This window comes from Microcoleus sp. A2-C3, from assembly GCF_036706065.1.
In the GTDB taxonomy this organism is placed as follows: Bacteria; Cyanobacteriota; Cyanobacteriia; order Cyanobacteriales; family Microcoleaceae; genus Microcoleus.
The window spans coordinates 54,857-72,410 of sequence record NZ_JAUBVX010000034.1 but is presented as its reverse complement, the minus strand read 5'-3'; the positions used below and the strand labels follow the sequence as shown (position 1 = coordinate 72,410).

Annotated in this window: 14 protein-coding genes and 1 tRNA gene; 8 read left to right on the top strand and 7 right to left on the bottom strand. The window is 46.4% G+C overall.

Going from position 1 to position 17,554, the window contains the following annotated elements:
• Nucleotides 1-162: 162 nt before the first annotated feature.
• Complete coding sequence (locus QUB66_RS19160) at nucleotides 163-1,155, bottom strand: calcium-binding protein (protein WP_332969255.1); 993 nt, start codon at nucleotides 1,153-1,155, stop codon at nucleotides 163-165.
• Nucleotides 1,156-1,312: 157 nt separating this feature from the next.
• A complete protein-coding gene (locus QUB66_RS19155; protein ID WP_332969254.1) occupies nucleotides 1,313-1,723 on the bottom strand; it encodes a hypothetical protein in 411 nt (136 codons plus the stop codon).
• A gap of 136 nt (nucleotides 1,724-1,859) precedes the next feature.
• On the opposite strand from QUB66_RS19155, the gene QUB66_RS19150 reads away from it, so the two are divergent.
• From QUB66_RS19150 to QUB66_RS19135, 4 genes are all read left to right on the top strand, one after another.
• The gene (locus QUB66_RS19150) at nucleotides 1,860-2,537 is read left to right on the top strand and encodes a response regulator transcription factor (RefSeq protein WP_332969253.1); all 678 of its coding nucleotides are present in this window, start codon (nucleotides 1,860-1,862) and stop codon (nucleotides 2,535-2,537) included.
• A gap of 373 nt (nucleotides 2,538-2,910) precedes the next feature.
• Nucleotides 2,911-4,479 (top strand): sensor histidine kinase, encoded by a 1,569-nt coding sequence (locus QUB66_RS19145; protein ID WP_332969252.1) that lies wholly within the window; start codon nucleotides 2,911-2,913, stop codon nucleotides 4,477-4,479.
• A 220-nt stretch (nucleotides 4,480-4,699) separates the two neighbouring features.
• Nucleotides 4,700-7,390: a protein kinase domain-containing protein gene (locus tag QUB66_RS19140; RefSeq protein WP_332969251.1), complete on the top strand. Its 2,691-nt coding sequence runs from the start codon at nucleotides 4,700-4,702 to the stop codon at nucleotides 7,388-7,390.
• Nucleotides 7,371-7,532, top strand: a complete 162-nt coding sequence (locus QUB66_RS19135) for a hypothetical protein (protein WP_332969249.1) — start codon at nucleotides 7,371-7,373, stop codon at nucleotides 7,530-7,532. Before QUB66_RS19140 ends, QUB66_RS19135 begins: the two co-directional genes overlap by 20 nt.
• Before the next feature lie 88 nt (nucleotides 7,533-7,620).
• On the opposite strand, the gene QUB66_RS19130 is transcribed toward QUB66_RS19135, so the two are convergent.
• The 3 genes from QUB66_RS19130 to QUB66_RS19120 form a co-directional block, all read right to left on the bottom strand.
• Entirely contained in the window at nucleotides 7,621-8,829 is a 1,209-nt protein-coding gene (locus QUB66_RS19130) for a glutathione S-transferase family protein (RefSeq protein ID WP_332969248.1), read from the bottom strand.
• Between the two features lie 293 nt (nucleotides 8,830-9,122).
• On the bottom strand, nucleotides 9,123-10,004 hold the full coding sequence (locus tag QUB66_RS19125; RefSeq protein WP_442923308.1) for a tetratricopeptide repeat protein: 882 nt from the start codon (nucleotides 10,002-10,004) through the stop codon (nucleotides 9,123-9,125).
• 211 nt (nucleotides 10,005-10,215) lie between these two features.
• Nucleotides 10,216-13,428 carry an ATP-binding response regulator gene (locus tag QUB66_RS19120; RefSeq protein ID WP_265233656.1) on the bottom strand — a complete coding sequence of 1,071 codons (3,213 nt, stop codon included), beginning with the start codon at nucleotides 13,426-13,428 and terminating at the stop codon, nucleotides 10,216-10,218.
• 393 nt (nucleotides 13,429-13,821) lie between these two features.
• Here QUB66_RS19120 and QUB66_RS19115 point away from each other — a divergent pair, with 393 nt between their 5' ends.
• The 4 genes from QUB66_RS19115 to kaiC all read left to right on the top strand — a co-directional run bounded on the left by QUB66_RS19115 (nucleotide 13,822) and on the right by kaiC (nucleotide 17,113).
• Entirely contained in the window at nucleotides 13,822-14,769 is a 948-nt protein-coding gene (locus tag QUB66_RS19115) for a circadian clock protein KaiA (protein WP_265233655.1), read from the top strand.
• An 83-nt stretch (nucleotides 14,770-14,852) separates the two neighbouring features.
• Complete coding sequence (locus QUB66_RS19110) at nucleotides 14,853-15,014, top strand: hypothetical protein (RefSeq protein WP_332969246.1); 162 nt, start codon at nucleotides 14,853-14,855, stop codon at nucleotides 15,012-15,014.
• Nucleotides 15,015-15,091: 77 nt separating this feature from the next.
• Nucleotides 15,092-15,406, top strand: a complete 315-nt coding sequence (gene kaiB, locus QUB66_RS19105) for a circadian clock protein KaiB (RefSeq protein WP_265233654.1) — start codon at nucleotides 15,092-15,094, stop codon at nucleotides 15,404-15,406.
• Between the two features lie 144 nt (nucleotides 15,407-15,550).
• Nucleotides 15,551-17,113, top strand: a complete 1,563-nt coding sequence (gene kaiC, locus QUB66_RS19100; RefSeq protein WP_332969244.1) for a circadian clock protein KaiC — start codon at nucleotides 15,551-15,553, stop codon at nucleotides 17,111-17,113.
• A gap of 134 nt (nucleotides 17,114-17,247) precedes the next feature.
• On the opposite strand, the gene QUB66_RS19095 is transcribed toward kaiC, so the two are convergent.
• Both QUB66_RS19095 and QUB66_RS19090 read right to left on the bottom strand, forming a co-directional pair.
• A tRNA-Arg gene (locus tag QUB66_RS19095) sits at nucleotides 17,248-17,320 on the bottom strand.
• A 24-nt stretch (nucleotides 17,321-17,344) separates the two neighbouring features.
• Nucleotides 17,345-17,497 (bottom strand): hypothetical protein, encoded by a 153-nt coding sequence (locus tag QUB66_RS19090; protein WP_332969243.1) that lies wholly within the window; start codon nucleotides 17,495-17,497, stop codon nucleotides 17,345-17,347.
• Nucleotides 17,498-17,554: the final 57 nt, after the last annotated feature.

Sequence of the window (17,554 nt, the reverse complement as noted above, 5' to 3'; positions counted from 1 at the left end):
TCATAGTTCTCTTGCCAGGATTACGGGATGTTTGGTTTCACCCTTTTTTAATTCGCCAACAGTCTCTTTCAACCGCCCGGTCTTGTAAAAAACCGAATTTCTCGTCTTTCTCGTCTTTCTCGTCTTTCTCGTCTTTCTCTTTCTAGCCTCGCTGCGTAATGCTTAAACAAACAGGAAACTATCAGGAGTAAAGCCACCTTGAATTACAGCAACTTGGTCAGAAGTACCCGCCAAATTTATCGAATTACCAACAATACTGTAGTCCGAAAGCTGCCCGTGTAACTGAATGCGATCGATTCCCTGTTGGAAATCCTGAATCTGTGCAAATCCTGTGCCTTTGTAGTAGCTAATTGCGGCATCACCCACCACAAAAATATCTCTACCCTGACCACCAATCAGTACATCCGTTTCATTCGTGCCCGGTGTCGCACTCAATGGATTGACTCCAATCAGGGTATCATTACCACGCCCACCCGAAAGTGTATCATTACCCGCTCCTCCTACTAAAGAATTGTCTAGGTTATTGCCAGTAATCACATCTACATTGGGCGTGCCCGTGACATTCGCGAAATTCTCTGCGGTAAAATTCAGAGTGCCAATACCAGGTATATTGTTCACCGCCACACTATTCGTTGATAAATTCACGTTAATAGAAGCCGCGCCGGTACCAGTGGAAGCATCAATCGTATTAAGCTGTCCCAAAGGAGCAATAATTTGTTCGATATTTTGCAGGGTATCTGTACCGTCTGTGCCTTTGCTGATAATTCCTTGAGCCTTGAGGGTGATGGCGTTACTTAGGGCGAGATAGCTCACTGAATCTGTGCCTGTTCCTCCATCGATCACATCGTTGCCACTACTAGCTAGGACGAAGTTATCTAAACTATCTCCTGTAATGTTGTCGTTTCCTGCTGTGGTGCTGATACTGTTAGCTGGTGGAGCGGGTGGAGTTGGGTTTTGCGGAGGTAAAGCAGAACTGACAAGTTCTGCGCCTTGGTTTGGAGGTGGAGGATTGCCCATTGCGCCTTGGTTTGGAGGTGGAGGATTGCCCATTGCACCTTGGTTTGGAGGTGGAGGATTGCCCATTGAACCTTGGTTTTGAGGAGAAACATTGCCAGGTGCAGTGATTGAATTTGGATTAGGAAATAGTTGTGGCATGGTGTAATTACCTCGATGATTTTTATATGTTTGAAGCAGTTGTCAGGCTAAGGAAATGAATTCTCGCTTGCCTTTAAGTTGGTCACTACAATCATTAAGCTGGTTCAACATGACATTTATCCACGTGCTAGGATTACAGTTTTGTAATGTTGAAAAATTAGCGTTTTTCTGAATTCTCAGGTATATTGCGATCGCCCGATGGACGCGGTGGAATACCCAAAATTTTGATTAACTCTGCTTCGGTGACTCCCAACTTTTTCGCTGCACCGGGAATATCTAAACGAGGAGGGGGCGGTGGGCTGGGCGGGCGATTATTGTCACTCGGCGATTCTGGCGGTTTGGCTGGTAGCCCCAAAGCTTCGATTAACTCGGCTTCGGTGATGCCTAATTGTTTGGCCGCAGCGGCAAAATCTATACGGGGCGGATGTCTGCGCTGTCGATCGGGCGCGGGTTGGCTTTGGGCTAGCGGGATGTTAAAACTGACTGTAGTTCGATCGCCCAAAGTGAAGCTGCTAAATCCCAGCAGCAAGGCTGTAGCAGGTAATGCGAGTAATGCAGGATTTTTCATGGTAGTGATTGCCGCAAAAAAGTTGATAGCAGCATCAAACTACCCAAACATGACCGGGAACTCTGCTGCTTGATTACAATTTTGTAATTTAATTAAATAAACAATCACTGTATAATCACAACGCATCGGTGAATTTATGAATATTCTCTACGTTGAAGATGAAGAAAAAATCGCTAATTTTGTTTGTATCGGCTTGAAAGAACAAGGCTTTGTGGTGGATTATTGCGATAATGGCAACGACGGCTATGAGCGGGCGATGGATAATCAATATGATGCGATCGTACTTGATATTGTTTTGCCGGGAAAAGACGGATTATCTATCCTCAAACTTCTGCGAAAAGCGGGGCGCAATGTACCTGTGATTTTATTGACGGCTCGCAATGAATTAGACGATCGCATTCAAGGCTTACATCTCGGTGCCGATGACTATTTGGCTAAACCGTTTTTTGTTGAGGAGTTAGTTGCTCGGATTCATGCTGTAGTGCGACGTGCTTCCGGCGATGGGCAAAATATTCTCAGTGTTGGCCCGGTTAAGCTCGATCGCATTCTCCGAGAAGTTACCTGCGAGCGACATAAAGTCGAACTGACAACCCGCGAGTTTAATCTGTTGGAATATCTAATGCGATCGCCCGGTAGGGTGCTCACCCGCACTCAAATCCTCGAACATATCTGGGGCTATGATTTTAATCCGAATACGAATGTAGTAGATGTCTGTATTCAACGCATTCGCAAGAAAATTGAACCCATTGGTGGTGTGGGATGGGTTGAAAGTGTGCGCGGCGTTGGCTATCGGTTTCGCAAACCAGATGTATAGCAGTTGACAGTTGACAGTGGACATTTGACAGTTGCATAACGGGAATCAAACCATTGATGCAGTAAGGGTATCGGCTCTATTCATGAAGTTATTTATAGCAATCGCCACAGCATTGAGGACATAAATAACCTCATGAATAGAGCTTCCTAACCCATAGCCTAAACGGTTTGATTTCCTGATCTTGCAACTGTCAACTGTCAACTGTCAACTGTCCACTGCTATATTTCCTCACCGATGTGGCGGTTGCTATAGCATCACAGATTTGAATTGCATAAATCTATGATTGATAAATTAACCGCAGATGTTAGACATATCAACACTGATCAACGCAGATAATTTCAAGATAGGAAAGCGAATTAATGCAAGAGGTATCATGAAACTACAATCTTTTCGCTTTCGGATTACTCTATTCTGTTCTGTTCTGGGAAGTGTTGCTCTGATTGGCTTTAGTATTGTTTCGTGGTGGTTAATTTACGAGGCTAAGGTCAAACGTCTTGATGCTGAAATCAAAAATCAGTTAATCCAAGCTACCCGCCCGCAATCGACTCAATGGGATAATTATGCTGCTTCTTTGCCATTAGTTTTGGGGATGAATGGGAAAGCAAATGTGGCATTGTTGGTGAATGATCGAGATGGTAATTTACTCTACAAATCGACCCAATGGCAAGATGAAATTGATGCCAATTCACTATGGCGAGCGCTACCCCAACCGCCTCCCGATCCTGTGAGAATGCCTTTTGAGTTAGAACCTCCCCCTCCACCGAATTTACTAGATCCACCACCACGCGATCGACCAGAATCATTTCCACCGAGAGAAAGAAGACCCCCACGCGATCGACCAGAATCATTTCCACCGAGAGAAAGAAGACCCCCACGGGATCGACCCCCTGAATTCGATCGACCTGATTTTCATCGAGTTTTCCAGACTCAACTAGCAACAATGCGTACTAACAGGAAGATTTGGCGCGTCGGCGCGGTTCATTCTCCTCAGACTCAAATAGCAATCGCCGTTAGTTTAAAAGGAATCGCTCTAGAAATGGCATCGATTTCTAATGTCTTTATCGTATCAATTCCCATAGTGCTTTTACTCGTAGCCGGTGGAGCATGGGTGATATCGCGGAGTATTCTGTATCCAATTGGGCGACTTACTACAGCAATTCGTAATGTCACTGTACAGGGGCTAGACGATCGCGTGCCCCTTGGTTCAACAGATATAGAGTTTATTGAATTAATTTTGGTGTTCAATCAGATGTTAGAACGTCTGGAGCGAAGTTTTAAACAAGCTTCTCGTTTTAGTGGAGATGCTGCTCACGAATTAAAGACACCGCTGGCAATTTTGCAAGGGCAATTAGAACTGGCTTTGCATCAAGTTGAATCTGGTTCTGAGGTGCAGCAAACACTGAGTAATTTATTGGATGAAGTTCGCCGATTAAGTGAAATTACCCGCAAACTTCTCTTACTTTCTCTAGCCGATGCCGGACGCATGGGTTTACATCGAGTTGAGGTGAATGTGTCGGCTTTGCTATCGGAAATTGCCGAAGATATGGAACTGTTAGCACCACATTTAGATGTGCAAATGGAAATTGCTCCCAATTTGTTTATCAAAGGCGATCGCGATTTACTGGTGCAGGTGTTGCAAAATCTGGTTGGGAATGCGATTAAATATAATTTACCGAAGGGTTGGCTCAGGTTACAGGCTGAGTGTCAGGAAAAAAGAGTAATTGTGACAATTGTCAATAGTTCTCAAGATATTTCTTTTGGCGAGCGCGATCGCATTTTTGAGCGTTTCCATCGCGGCGACTCCACTCAGATCCAAAAAATCGAAGGATCGGGATTGGGGCTAAGTTTAGCAAGGGAAATCGCACGGGCCCACGGCGGCGATATTCAACTAGAAGCTGCCATACTTGGTCAAACAGGGTTTATACTGAGCTTACCTCTGTGAGTTATTAACAAAACTTGAAAATTTTTAAGTCCCAACAAAGCTTAAACTTGCGATTTGGGCCAGTTGACTTGCACGCTTTAACAAATCTCAAGAGAGAATGAACTATAAACAAGATTGAAAAAGTCGCTTTCCCATCAGGAAAATATCTGCGTTGCATCTGCGTTGCTCTGCGCTTTTCCACAAGTTTATTGATTTTATTTTATAAACAATTTTTTTAGATATGGACAACTTGAGCATCGATACTAAAACCAGAGCCGTCAAGCTGGGTTCAGAGTGCATAGACCTAAACAAAGAAGAATATATCGTGCTGCTGCTATTGAGCAAGCACTATGGCAAATATGTCGAACCGGCCGCGATTTTCAATGTGCTGTATAAACGTCCCCCAACAGGTGACGAAGAGCAAATAATAGTCGATCGCATTTGTGAACTCAGGAGAAAGTTAAAAGACAACGGCGATACATCGACACTAATTCATACTGAACCAAATGGGAGCGGCAAATATGGAATTTTAGCAGTAGAAAGCCCGGTGCAAATCAACGGCGAGATTTTGCAGCCCCCGGAACCAAACCCAGAATTTGAGACACTTTTAAACAATCGCTACCGGGTAATTGATAAGCTGGGAGAAGGAGGTTTTGGGTTAACATTGTTGGCCGAAGACACGCAAATGCCTTCGCACCGATGTTGCGTGATTAAGCAGCTTAAACCCCAGATTGATAATCCTGACATTGACCAAAGCATTCGAGAGCGTTTTTCTCAAGAGGCTGCTGTTTTGGAAAAGTTGGGTGAAGGACATTCTCAAATTCCCAAACTTTACGGTCACTTTGAGGAAAACGGTTTATTTTTCTTAGCCCTAGAATGGATAGACGGGGAAACGCTCAACAACCGAGTAAAAGTTACTGGTAAAATGAGCGAGGAACAAGTTAAGGAAATTCTCACAAGTCTGCTGGCTGTTTTGGATTACATACATGGAAAACAGATTATTCACCGAGATGTGAAACCGCAAAATATTCTTTTACGCAATTCTGATAATCTACCTGTGCTGATAGATTTCGGCGTAGTTAAGGAAACAATTAATCAATCGGTAACAACTGGGAAAAATGATGTAACTATCTCCATTGGAACGCCGCAATTTATGTCTCCGGAACAAGCCGCAGGCCGGCCAGAATATTCTAGCGATTTGTACAGTTTGGGATTGACTGCAATTTATTTGCTGACTGGAAAGTGGCCGCAGGATTTAGAAGTTGACCCCCAAACTAGGGAGATGCTGTGGCAGAATCACGCATCAAAGGTGAGTATGAGATTTGCGGCGGTTCTGGATAAGGCGATTAGGTTTCACCCGCGAACTCGGTTCGCTACTGCTCAGCAAATGTTAGCTGCTTTGGATGAGCCGACAGCGGCTACTTTGGCGAGCAGTCACCAGCAGGCTAATTATCAAAAATATAGCAAAAAAAGCTGGATCTTTGATATACTTTTGATAGTTTTAATTGCTTTAGGCGGAGGTGTTTTTGTCTTCAAAAATGAGTTAACAAGTATCCTCAAAGATGCTGTATATTTGGCTCATAGCAGACTGAATCCTAGCGTTCCTCAAGTGCCTAATTTGCCCGGAGTTGCATCGAAAAATGCCCAGACTTCCTCGCCCGTAGATGCCAGCAGTTACATCAGTGCGGGCGATCGCATTTTGTTCGCTAGCACCGCCAATCCTGACAAGCAAGCAGCAGTTCGTGCGATCGCCACCAAAGACTTCAAAACGGCGGTAAACAAGCTAGAAGCGGCTTTAAAAGTCGATCGCACTGACCCGGAAACTTTGATTTATCTCAATAACGCTCGACTCGGCACTGCGGAAGCTCTGAAAATTGCCGCAGTAGTTCCGATTAGCGACAATCTCAGCGCGGCGGCGGAAATCTTGCGTGGGATAGCTCAAGCTCAAGACGAAGCAATTAAGGCGGGAGTGCCTTTAAAGGTGGTAATTGCTGATGATGGTAACGATCAAAATCGGGCGCAAGCTATTGCGAACAGTCTGATTGCAGATAGCAGTATTTTAGCGGTTGTCGGTCACGGAACCAGCAAAACCTCGATCGCAGTTGCTCCAATTTACAGTCAAAATCAAATGGTGGCGATCGCACCTACGAGCACGAGCATTGAATTAGCAACGGTTCCGAAGCGTCCTGACGGCGTGAACTATTTCTTTCGGACGATTCCCAGCGACCAATTTACAGGTACGGCTTTAGCTCGCTATATGTTAAGTAATCTGAAAAAAAGCACGGCTGCGGTTTTTTACAATTCCAAAAGTTCTTATAGCAAGTCGTTACAAACAGCTTTTTCTACTACTTTGATTTTGGAAGGCGGTCAAGTTGTTAAGCAAGTAGATTTGTCCGAGCCAAATTCTACGGCGCATCTGGATGGGATGGCAGCAGATGTGTTAGTATTGCTGCCAGATTCAGATACTGTAAATTCTGCTCTAAAAATTGCTAGAAATAATCAAAAAGGTTTGCCAATTATTGGCGGCGATGCTCTCTACAATACGGATTTATTGAAACAAGGTGGAGCAGCTTTGAACGGGGCGATAATTTCTGTCCCTTGGCATTTTGCTGATAGTAAAAGTCAAAATTTTGTAGAATTAGCTAGAGATTTGTGGGGAATTGATGTTAATTGGCGGACGGCGATGAGTTACGATGCGGTGCAGGTGTTGCGGCTGGGAAGGTCGATCGGGAAAATTGCTCCTTCTAGCGGTCAAGCAGGGCGGGTGATGTTGGCTAAAACCTTGGCTGGTGCGGATTTTAAGGTTAGCGGTGCGACTGGGGACATTAGATTTTTGTCGAGTGGCGATCGTAATAGCAATGTAGTTCTTTTGCAAATTGTACCCGATACTCAATCCGGTGCAGGTTACGATTTTGCGCCAGTCGGTCGATGATATTGCCCAAGCTATGATTAAGTTGATTTTTGAGTCGGATTATCGATCGCAATTACCGCAGCTCAAAGTACCGACACCGATTCTCCAGGCGAAGCATCACCAAGGCGTACCTGTGGAAGCCCGTCCCGAATATGCAATTTAAATGCTCAACAGCTTACTGTGGTAAGGACGGAACATTTAAAGGTCAGTCGCTGCATTAAGAATCCTCATACCTCGATAGTTGGGGAGTGTCAAACAAAGTTAGCCGGATCTTGATCCCGCCGGTGCTTCACGGGAATAGGTTCGCCTTGGCCGTCACCCACGATGGCCGCAGTTTCCTCTAAGCTTTCCCTCAGCCGCTTGGCCGCGTAAATTGACATATCTCTGGGTACATTTACCCGATCGCGCAAATACCGCAAAGCCGTATCAGAACCAGCCGGCGGCGTACAAACTTCGCTAGTCATCATCAAAGTTAAAGCACAACGCAGCGCTTCGTCGAACAAATTGTCGTCAGCAGGGTTGACTCGAATGATGTTTTGGCGATGCTTGATGACGCGGTGGAGTGCTTCAGCGCGGGAAGTTTCCGGTTCTGGATACATCACATCTGGTAGTCCGGCCCAAGGGCCATTATCCACGCGGGCTTTGTTGAGTAGCATCTGGGGTTCGCCGTTTTCCCAGCAGCCGCCCATCTGAGGCGGTAAATCATGGACGTGGGTGTGGAAGTCGCTCTGAGTGCCGCGATAGGTGGGGCGACTTTCCATCGCTGCAAACCAGTCAGCAAATCGCGGGTTTTCTTCCCGCAGGGAGTATCCTTTGTAGTAGTAAAGACTGGCATTCATCCGTTCGACGTAGGGCGTAAAAATTACATCGACTGTGCCAAATTCATCCAGGAAATAAGGGCCGGGCGTGCGCGAGAGTGCTGCTTCCACTTGGGCGACAACGCTGGTAAATTGGTTGCGGTTGCGCTGGTCTGCTCCGCCTGAACTGACGCGGCACAGCCAAGTGCACCAAGCACTAAACAGCATTCGCTCTAGCTGTCGCAGGGGAAGGACTTGGGGGTTTTCCATGCCCAAACCCAAGGGGCCGAAGGCTTGTTCTAGGGCGATTAGGATATCATCGCTTTCGGTAATAATGTGGCCGTCTAGCTCGATCGCGGGTAACATTCCCGATCGCACTTTGCGCTTGTACCAGTTCTCTTTTTCCCCATAGCAGAACATGGTAACTTTGTCAATGCGATAGGGGATTTGTTTTTCTTCCAACCACAGCCAGATTTTTTGGCAATAGGGACACCAGGCATGATTGTCGCGGTACAGTGTGACTCTCACGTCGGATTCGGGCTGTCCGAAGAGGCGCAAGCGGGCTTGAGAGTTCGTTGGCCCGTTGACGGTATCTACTTGAAAGTCTGTGAGTGTTTCTAGTTCTGTCCAGCTTAGGGGGGCGATCGTGGCGGTGGATGTCATAGGTGATACTATTTTAGATTTTAGATTTTAGATTTTAGATTTTAGATTGGGGATTAACTGGTTTAACTGGTTCCAAGGCTCTGCCTTGGAATCCATATCAGCGAGGCTCTGCCTCGGCTGGAAAAAAGGAGGCAGAGCCGACCGATCTGCGTTACCAAGCACAGCCTAGTAACGAGTAGAAATATTGGTGCGATATTCGGAAGTGTGTGATTGATGCTGTTGAAACATATTACATCTTGCTCAGCTAAAAAATGCTCTGAGGACTTCAGTCCTCACGACGAACCTAACTAGAATTAGGGCGATGTATCGGGCAATGGTGGGGCGTCTTGAATTGCAGTAAGTGCTGCTTTAATTTGGGGAGTGGCCAGGAAGCTTTGGGTGGCTGCGATTAGGCGATCGCCCCAGAGGTTTTCTTTGAGAAAAGTTACTGTGGTATAGCGTCTGTCCAATTTCAGGGCGGCCTCTCCCAGGGCTAAACCTTTTTCTTTGTCGCCTTTGGTGTAGAGTGCTACTGCTAGAGCTAGCATTGGTTCTGCTGCTTTGTCGTCGATCGCGATCGCTTCTTGCCAGCGACGAATGGCGCCATCGACATCTCCCATTTCGTATTTGACTAATCCGATATTGTTGATAGCGGGCCAGAGTTTTTTTTCTAAAGCAAAGGCTTTTTCATATTGGGCGATCGCCTGATCGAACCGCTTCAGCTTGTAAAAAGCATTGCCCAAATCAAATAATGCGCCCGGAGTCTCTGGCTTTATTTTCAACCCTGCTTGCAAATATTCGGCTGCTTTCTCATAATTTGCTTGCCGAAAGTAAGCTTCTCCCAAGACAAATTTAATTGAGGCATTTTCTGGCGCCAGAGATTGAGCTTGCCCCAAAGCTTCAATGCCTTTGTCAAACTGCTCGATTTGAAGGTACAAGCTGCCTAACAAAGTCCAAGTTTGAGCATTCTTGGGGGCTAACTGCGTCGCAAGTTCGGCACTGGGGACGGCGAGTTGGTACTGCTGGAGTCTGGCTAGCTGGACGGCTCGTTCTGCAAGGCTCAAGGCTGTCTGTTCGAGCCCGGTCGAGTCGATTTGCAGGGTGTAAGGCAGAAGTGCCTGTGCCACAACAGGCTTGGGCATTGTCCACAAACCGAGTGCGAACACCAGAGATATTAAAGGAATGCGATTAGGCACTGTACAGCCCCAGAAAAAAGTATAATGGTTTCTCGATCGCCTATAATAACTCATTTTTTTGATTTTTGATATTGCTTCTTGACTCGCAACGCTTCCTACTTTTGATTTTAATAGTCCCAAAATTCTGTTGCACACTCAAGAATAATAGTTTTGATTCACTGCTTTTTAGCGGACTAAAGTCTTCACTACGAACCGGATAAATTCTTCTATTTTAGGAACTTGAGTGAGTTAATAAAGTCTGTTGAATTTTGTCCAACAATTGTGCTGCTGACAAGGAAGAAGGTAAAATTTTGGCAGATACTTCTTGCAACAAAAAGTCGATCGCCTCAGATTCCAAATTTACAGTAGACCGATCGTCCCAGACTAAAATTGGCAGTTTTACTGCCATTTGCCGCAGGTTCGATAGCGCCTGCAACATAGCGGGGGATTCTGAGGGGGCGTCTCGCAAGCACAGCAACACTAAGTCAACGCTTTGATATTGCAACTGCTGCAAAACTTCTGTCCAGCAGGGAGCGATCGCCCCTCGAAATCCTGCGGTTTGGATGTACTGAATCAAAGCTTGAAAGTTGGGAGTAGAAAACTTGGAATGGGGTATGGGAATCTCGGCTTTTGTCGATCGATCGCCATTTTCCAATTCTGCCGTCGGGTTCCCCCCAGCCACGCGGTGCAAGTCCGGTAAAGTCGAAATGTCAGCAAATAAAATGCTGGGCTTCCAACTCATGCCCGCAGCTACTTGAATCACTTGCCACAACGCAGAAGCTACCAACCCCGTGCCATCGGGACTACTGGCTGCCAAACAGGGAAATACCGACAATCCTTTGACTTGATTTGCCAGTTGCGTAGTTGCGGGGTCTAAAGTCACCAAGGGGAGAGAACCCAAAGTTCGAGACCGACTTAACTGTTCGATAAAAGCTAAGGGGTTTTGCAGTTGACTTGTACTGTCCAAGACGATCGCATCAGGCCGCCAAATTCGCGCTACGAGTTCTGCTTGGCCGAGGTCGTCTGCTTCCAAAACGCGGCAGTAAGTGGGGTTTAGCAGTAAAGCAGAACCTTGAGAGGAACTGTTTTGCGGGCTGATCCACAACACAGTTAAAGAACTCCTCACCTTCTGGGTACTGGCATCGGGGTGGCCGATCGAGTCTAGTAAGCGCCGCAAAGCGAATTCTTCCACTGGCAAGCTCAAAAAGCCTTCGGCGCGGTTAACAGAAGCCCGTTCTTTTTCCCCTCTGGTGGCTGTGACGATCGCCGGAATCGATCGAGTATCTGGATCGCTCTTGAGCAGCGTCAGCACGTCCCAGCCGGACAGCAGCGGCAGCAACGGGTTGAGAAAAATCGCTTCGGGACTGAACCTGCGCGCTTTTTCCAGCGCTTCGGTGCCGGAACGGGCGACTATTACTTGGTAGCCCAAACCGGAGAGGACGTTGGTTAAATCTTCGATATATTTGGGAACTGCTTCGACTATTAATACTAAACGAGAGCGAGAATTGGCGATCGGAGTTTGATATTTTGGTTGTAAAAATTCTCCCTCGGTGGCTGTACCTGCTGGGGATTCTTCCCCGCTATTTCCCGGAGGATTTGGCGGCAGCAACAAGGTAAATTCAGAGCCTTGGTTTTCTGAGGAAATAAACGAAACGTCTCCGCCGTGGAGACGGGCGAGCCGTTGAGTCAGTACCAATCCCAGTCCGGTTCCTTGAAAGCGCCTGGTAAGCGGGCTTTCAAGTTGTTGGAATTTCTGAAAGATCAGGTGTTGTTTGTCGGCAGGAATGCCGATGCCTGTGTCCCAAACGGTGAATGCGAGCCAGCCTTCCCAAACATTTACTTTTAATCCGATTTTGCCACCAACTTCGGTGAATTTTAGGGCGTTGGCAAGCAGATTGACGAGCATTTGTCGCAGCCGCAGTTCGTCGGCAATCAAATAGTTCAGTCCGGGTTCTATTTCGAGTGTAAATTCGATTTCGGTCGATGGTTCTTCGGAAGCTGCGCCGTCGGTTTTGCTCGGCTGGGGAGTGGATTTTTCTTCTTGTTGCAGTTGTTTTGCTTGTTCAAAGGCTCTTTTGCAGGTGGCTGCTATTTCGACTGGTTCGAGAATTAGTTCTAGCTGCCCGGTTTCCATTCGGGTCAAATCTAAAATGTCGTTAACTATTGTCATCAAATGCCGCCCGCTTTTATGGATTAGTTTGGCGTAGCGTGTTTGGCGATCGTTTAGTTCTCCGATCAATTTATCTTTGAGTAGGCTTGACAAACCGAGAACGGCGGTGAGCGGGGTTTTTAGTTCGTGGCTGATGCAGGATAAAAATTCGTCTTTGAGTCGGTTTAGGTGGATTAAATCTGCGTTTTTGGCTGCTAGTTCTTTGGCAACTAACTGTTCTTCGGTGACATCTTGTCCCATGACTAAAATTAGGTTGTCCGACAGCGGTTGCTTGACAAATTGCCAGATCCGTTCTTGACCTTTTTGTACAGGACAATCACAAATATATGTGTCTGGTTTGCCGGCGGTGGGGCACCAAGCTGGAGCGGTTAAGGTTGATGGGCAGGCGGCGGCGTACAGGGGTAGCGAGCAACTGGTGGCGGCTGTTGAATCACGCGCGGCGAAGCTATCCCGCAGTCCATCGCCCGATCGACCTACTCCTACTAAGCTCTTGCACTCTTGGGCGATCGCTTCTACCTGGGCGCTCGTGTATTCGGTTGTTAAATGGCTTGGTTTGTGGGGCGAGTGTTTGCCCAAATTTGCTGCTGGTTCTGGAACTGGTTCTGGGCCTGCTCCCAGCAAAATCCGCCACGCTGCGTTTTGACTGACTATTTGTCCGGTGGGGGTTTGCAATCTCAGGGGCAGAGGCAGTTTTTCCAGCAGTTGGACTAGGGAGTTGAGGTTTTCCGAGGGTTTCAATCCTGCTTCTAGAAAGCGCACTTGAGCACGGGCGGTGGCGATGGCTGCGGAAACGGGTATTAATTCGATTTCTTTGACTGCTGTTGGCTGCGCTGTCAGGCTGCTGTTTGCGGCGAATTGCAGCAGGCTTAGGCTGTCTAACAGTCCTAAAAATTGACCGCTGGCATCTGTCAAGCCGATCGGGATTTTCGAGAAACCGCCGACGGTTTGGCTACTTGCTGGGGTGTTAAGTTCCTCTGTTTGCAGGTACTGCCAGAATTCACTGATGCTCAGAGTGGCAGATACTATTCTGATCGGCTCGATCGCGATCGAGCTTTCTGACAAAGGTTGCTCCCAGTCGTTTGTGCGATCGAGTCCATCAGCCCAAAGGCTGTGCAGGTAAACTAATCCTAGCGGCTGTAGCTGTTCGTTGACTACTGCGACTCGATCGCAATTGCCCTCGCTGAAAATTGACCGCAGCGATCCTAGTGCCGCCGTGAGTCGGCACAGTGGCACTGGCTCGATAAAGTTCTTGAGGCTGGGACTGATGGTTGGCATAACAAACCTGAGAGTCTACTATCAATAGCAGTAATATTTTTGATACCCAATGTAGCTGCCGATTTTTGTATCTTATTTGTTTTATACCAGTTCGCTATCTCGCACGGGATCGGCACTTAAGCCTGCGAATTCTATGCCTGCAACTGATTTGAGGCGACTATCACTTATTTTAAGCCTTAAGCTTAATTGCAGAAATCAGGCTGAGGGATCATTGAGGCACGGAGAGATTAAACTTTGATGATCCCTCCGATCAAAGGTTGCTACCAATTTTGCTGTTAAGATTGGTTAAATCAATGTTGCAATAATTGTTAAAATATTAAGTGTTTTGTAAAGGAGATATCAACTCTGAGCGATCCAGCACTTTCAGCAAATGCCGGTGTTTCACCTACAGCTTTGCTTCCCCAACTGTCGATCGGTATTTTTGTCCATTCTGAGAAAATCGCAGGCTGTGCGATCGAGCTTTTGACGCGCGAACGTTATACTTTAACGCACATTAAATCGCCGGTGGAGTTTTTGGGATTCCTGAAGCACAATTACCATGTCGATTGTTTGGTTGTTGAGGTAGATGGAGATCTGCGCGAGTTCCTGAGCAAGCTGCAAGCACGATCGCTCTTTTTGCCTGCTGTGATTTTTTCGCCCCACCCCGGGGAAGATGGAAGGCTAGAAGCACCACCTTCGGATGGTTTTGAGGCCGCAGCCAGTAGATCCCAGAAGAGTCAAGACGAAAGTTGTGCTTTTTTTTATCACCCGGCTGAGGTGCAACTGGCGATCGATCGATCGACTGAAATAGCTGCAAGTATCGATCGGGCGATCGCCCAATTTCTCAAACTTTCAACTCCGGTTCCTGTCAATGACCAATCCGCAAGCATCGATGCCACGGCCCAATTGACTGCTCAAAGTTTGCTCAGCCGACAGCAGCGGCGGCTTGCGGAAAAATTACGGGAGCGATTAGGATACTTAGGCGTGTATTATAAAAGAAATTCCCAGGTTTTTTTGCGAAATCTGTCTGGGCCAGAAAAGCAAAAGTTTTTGGAGCAACTCAAATCAATTTATCGCGAAATCGTTTTGAATTATTTTTCTGAAGATACTGCGGTCAACAATCAAATCGATGAATTTGTGAATTTAGCTTTTTTTGCTGACGTTCCCGTGACTCAAGTTGTAGAAATTCACATGGGATTGATGGACGAATTTGCTAAACAGCTAAAATTAGAAGGGCGCAGCGAGGAAATATTGCTGGATTACCGATTGACTCTCATTGACGCGATCGCTCACCTGTGCGAGATGTATAGGCGATCCATTCCGAAAGAGCCATCTCAAGTTCAGTTGAAAGTTGAAAGTTGAAAGTTGAAAGTTGACAGCTTGCTCGAAGAGCGCAGTCGAAGGGATGAGGGCGACCTCTACCTGGAAGTCCCAGGATTGGAGTAATGAATAGTCTGATTTTAATTTCTCCCTACAAGGGTTCCGGCTTTAAACCAATTCTTTCTGGAAGAAGGAAGAAGGAAGAAGGAAGAAGGAAGAATTTAACAAATAAGAAAGGAGAAGAGAGCCGGCAGCGCGATCGTGATGCTGAAATTATTATAAAATAACAAAGAACAGCGGATTTAAGACAAATAACAACTACAACTAATATCTGACAACTAATACTCAACATTATAAAAAGTTCATGAGTCCTCTGAAGAAAACCTACATTCTCAAGCTGTACGTTGCCGGGAATACTCCCAACTCAGTACGAGCTTTGAAAACCCTAAAAGACATCCTAGAACAAGAATTTCAAGGAGTCTACGCGCTGAAAGTCATCGACGTTCTCAAAAATCCTCAGCTAGCAGAAGAGGACAAAATTTTGGCAACCCCGACTCTAGCGAAAATCCTGCCACCGCCGGTGCGAAAAATTATTGGCGATTTGTCCGATCGCGAGAAAGTTCTGATAGGATTAGATTTGCTCTATGAAGAACTCCGCGAAGAAGACCTGAATTCATAAGACAATCAGGTGACAGTCATTAGTCCGCAGTCCGCAGTCATTAGTTATCGAGCAACAGCCCAAACTAAAAATTGAGTACAAAGACTCATGAGCTGCGGTTAATGAGTAACAACGAAATAATACTGAAAATTGACAAAAATCGAAATGAATGAAATTAGTCAAACACTGCAACCAGAAGGATTTGTAACGGCAGGAGTTGAAAAAATTCGCACGATGATTGAGGGTTTCGATGACATCAGTCACGGCGGAATGCCCATTGGCAGAACCACTCTAGTCAGCGGCACATCAGGAACGGGAAAAACTTTATTTGCCGTACAATTCATCTATAACGGAATCACCCATTTTGACGAACCTGGAGTGCTCGTAACTTTTGAAGAATCTCCCACAGATATTATTAAAAATGCTTGCAGTTTCGGTTGGGATTTGGCACGGTTAATAGACGAAGGTAAGCTATTTATTTTGGACGCTTCACCCGATCCCGAAGGTCAAGATATCGTCGGAAATTTTGATTTATCTGCCTTAATCGAGCGAATTCAGTACGCCATTCGCAAGTACAAAGCCAAGCGCGTTTCTATAGATTCAGTGACAGCCGTATTTCAGCAGTACGAAGCTGCCTCTGTAGTGCGCCGAGAAATTTTTCGCTTAGTGGCGCGCCTCAAACAAGTAGGCGCAACTACAGTTATGACTACCGAAAGGGTGGAAGAATACGGCCCGGTGGCGCGGTTTGGAGTGGAAGAATTTGTATCGGATAATGTGGTAATTGTTCGCAACGTATTGGAAGGAGAACGCCGCCGCCGCACCATCGAAATTTTGAAGTTGCGCGGTACAACTCACATGAAGGGCGAATATCCTTTTACGATGACTAATGACGGTATTAATATTTTTCCACTGGGGGCGATGCGATTAACTCAAAAGTCTTCTAACGTGCGGGTTTCTTCCGGCGATAAAATTCTCGACGAGATGTGCGGCGGCGGGTTTTTTAAAGACTCGATTATTTTGGCTACGGGTGCGACGGGAACCGGCAAAACGCTGTTGGTAAGTAAGTTTTTGCAGAATGCTTGTATGAACGGAAATCGGGCGCTGCTGTTTGCCTATGAAGAGTCGCGAGCTCAGTTGTTCCGCAATGCTTATTCTTGGGGCATTGATTTTGAGGAAATGGAACAAAAAGGACTGCTGAAACTGCTATGCACTTACCCAGAATCTGCGGGTTTGGAAGACCATTTGCAGATGATTAAATCAGAAATTGCTGAATTCAAACCTTCTCGAATTGCCATAGACTCACTTTCGGCTTTAGCTAGAGGTGTCAGCAATAATGCTTTCCGGCAATTTGTGATTGGGGTGACTGGTTTTGCAAAGCAGGAAGAAATTACTGGCTTTTTCACGAATACCAGCGACCAGTTTATGGGTTCTAATTCGATTACGGACTCCCATATTTCTACGATTACTGACACGATTATCATGTTGCAGTATGTAGAAATTCGCGGGGAAATGTCGCGGGCACTTAATGTGTTTAAGATGCGCGGTTCGTGGCACGACAAAGGGATTCGGGAATACACAATTACTGAAAATGGCCCGCAAATTAAAGATTCGTTCCGCGGTTACGAACGGATTATCAGCGGTTCTCCGACTCGGATTACGGTTAATGAGAAGAGTGAGTTATCGCGGATTCTTCAGGGTGTGCAAGGTCAAAACGATGACGATATTTAATAGTGAACAGTATGCTTGTAGGTGGCGCGGCGCGCACCGCTGTGGTGTGAGTTCGCCCAAACAGCCATCACTTCTTAACCATTGGTCATAAAAAAAGATCGATCGTTCGCGATCGATCTTTTTATTCACTTAAATGAGCACGGAGGGACTCGAACCCCCGACCCTCAGGACCGGAACCTGATGCTCTATCCACTGAGCTACGTGCCCTCGACTTTTGCGAGTATAGTCCGACTATAACACGTCTTGCGGAAAATGGCTAGTGGATCGAGCAAATTCGATCGCCTGTCTCCAAACCACTGGGCTGATGGGGTGCAAATCGCGCTTCCAGCCTGCATCAGGCAGTTCTAACAGCCACAGACGGTCAATTTTACGTAAATTTTCCAAATAATACGACAATGGGTAAAATAATAGACTTTAACATAGCAAAATTAGGCTCACAGT

Bases quoted from the DNA above. Each gene is read 5' to 3' on its own strand.
- QUB66_RS19130 (WP_332969248.1), bottom strand. From the start codon at position 8,829: ATGACATCCACCGCCACGATCGCCCCCCTAAGCTGGACAGAACTAGAA.
- QUB66_RS19160 (WP_332969255.1), bottom strand. From the start codon at position 1,155: ATGCCACAACTATTTCCTAATCCAAATTCAATCACTGCACCTGGCAAT.
- QUB66_RS19155 (WP_332969254.1), bottom strand. From the start codon at position 1,723: ATGAAAAATCCTGCATTACTCGCATTACCTGCTACAGCCTTGCTGCTG.
- kaiB (WP_265233654.1), top strand. From the start codon at position 15,092: ATGAGTCCTCTGAAGAAAACCTACATTCTCAAGCTGTACGTTGCCGGG.
- QUB66_RS19145 (WP_332969252.1), top strand. From the start codon at position 2,911: ATGAAACTACAATCTTTTCGCTTTCGGATTACTCTATTCTGTTCTGTT.
- QUB66_RS19110 (WP_332969246.1), top strand. From the start codon at position 14,853: ATGAATAGTCTGATTTTAATTTCTCCCTACAAGGGTTCCGGCTTTAAA.
- QUB66_RS19140 (WP_332969251.1), top strand. From the start codon at position 4,700: ATGGACAACTTGAGCATCGATACTAAAACCAGAGCCGTCAAGCTGGGT.
- QUB66_RS19120 (WP_265233656.1), bottom strand. From the start codon at position 13,428: ATGCCAACCATCAGTCCCAGCCTCAAGAACTTTATCGAGCCAGTGCCA.
- kaiC (WP_332969244.1), top strand. From the start codon at position 15,551: ATGAATGAAATTAGTCAAACACTGCAACCAGAAGGATTTGTAACGGCA.
- QUB66_RS19150 (WP_332969253.1), top strand. From the start codon at position 1,860: ATGAATATTCTCTACGTTGAAGATGAAGAAAAAATCGCTAATTTTGTT.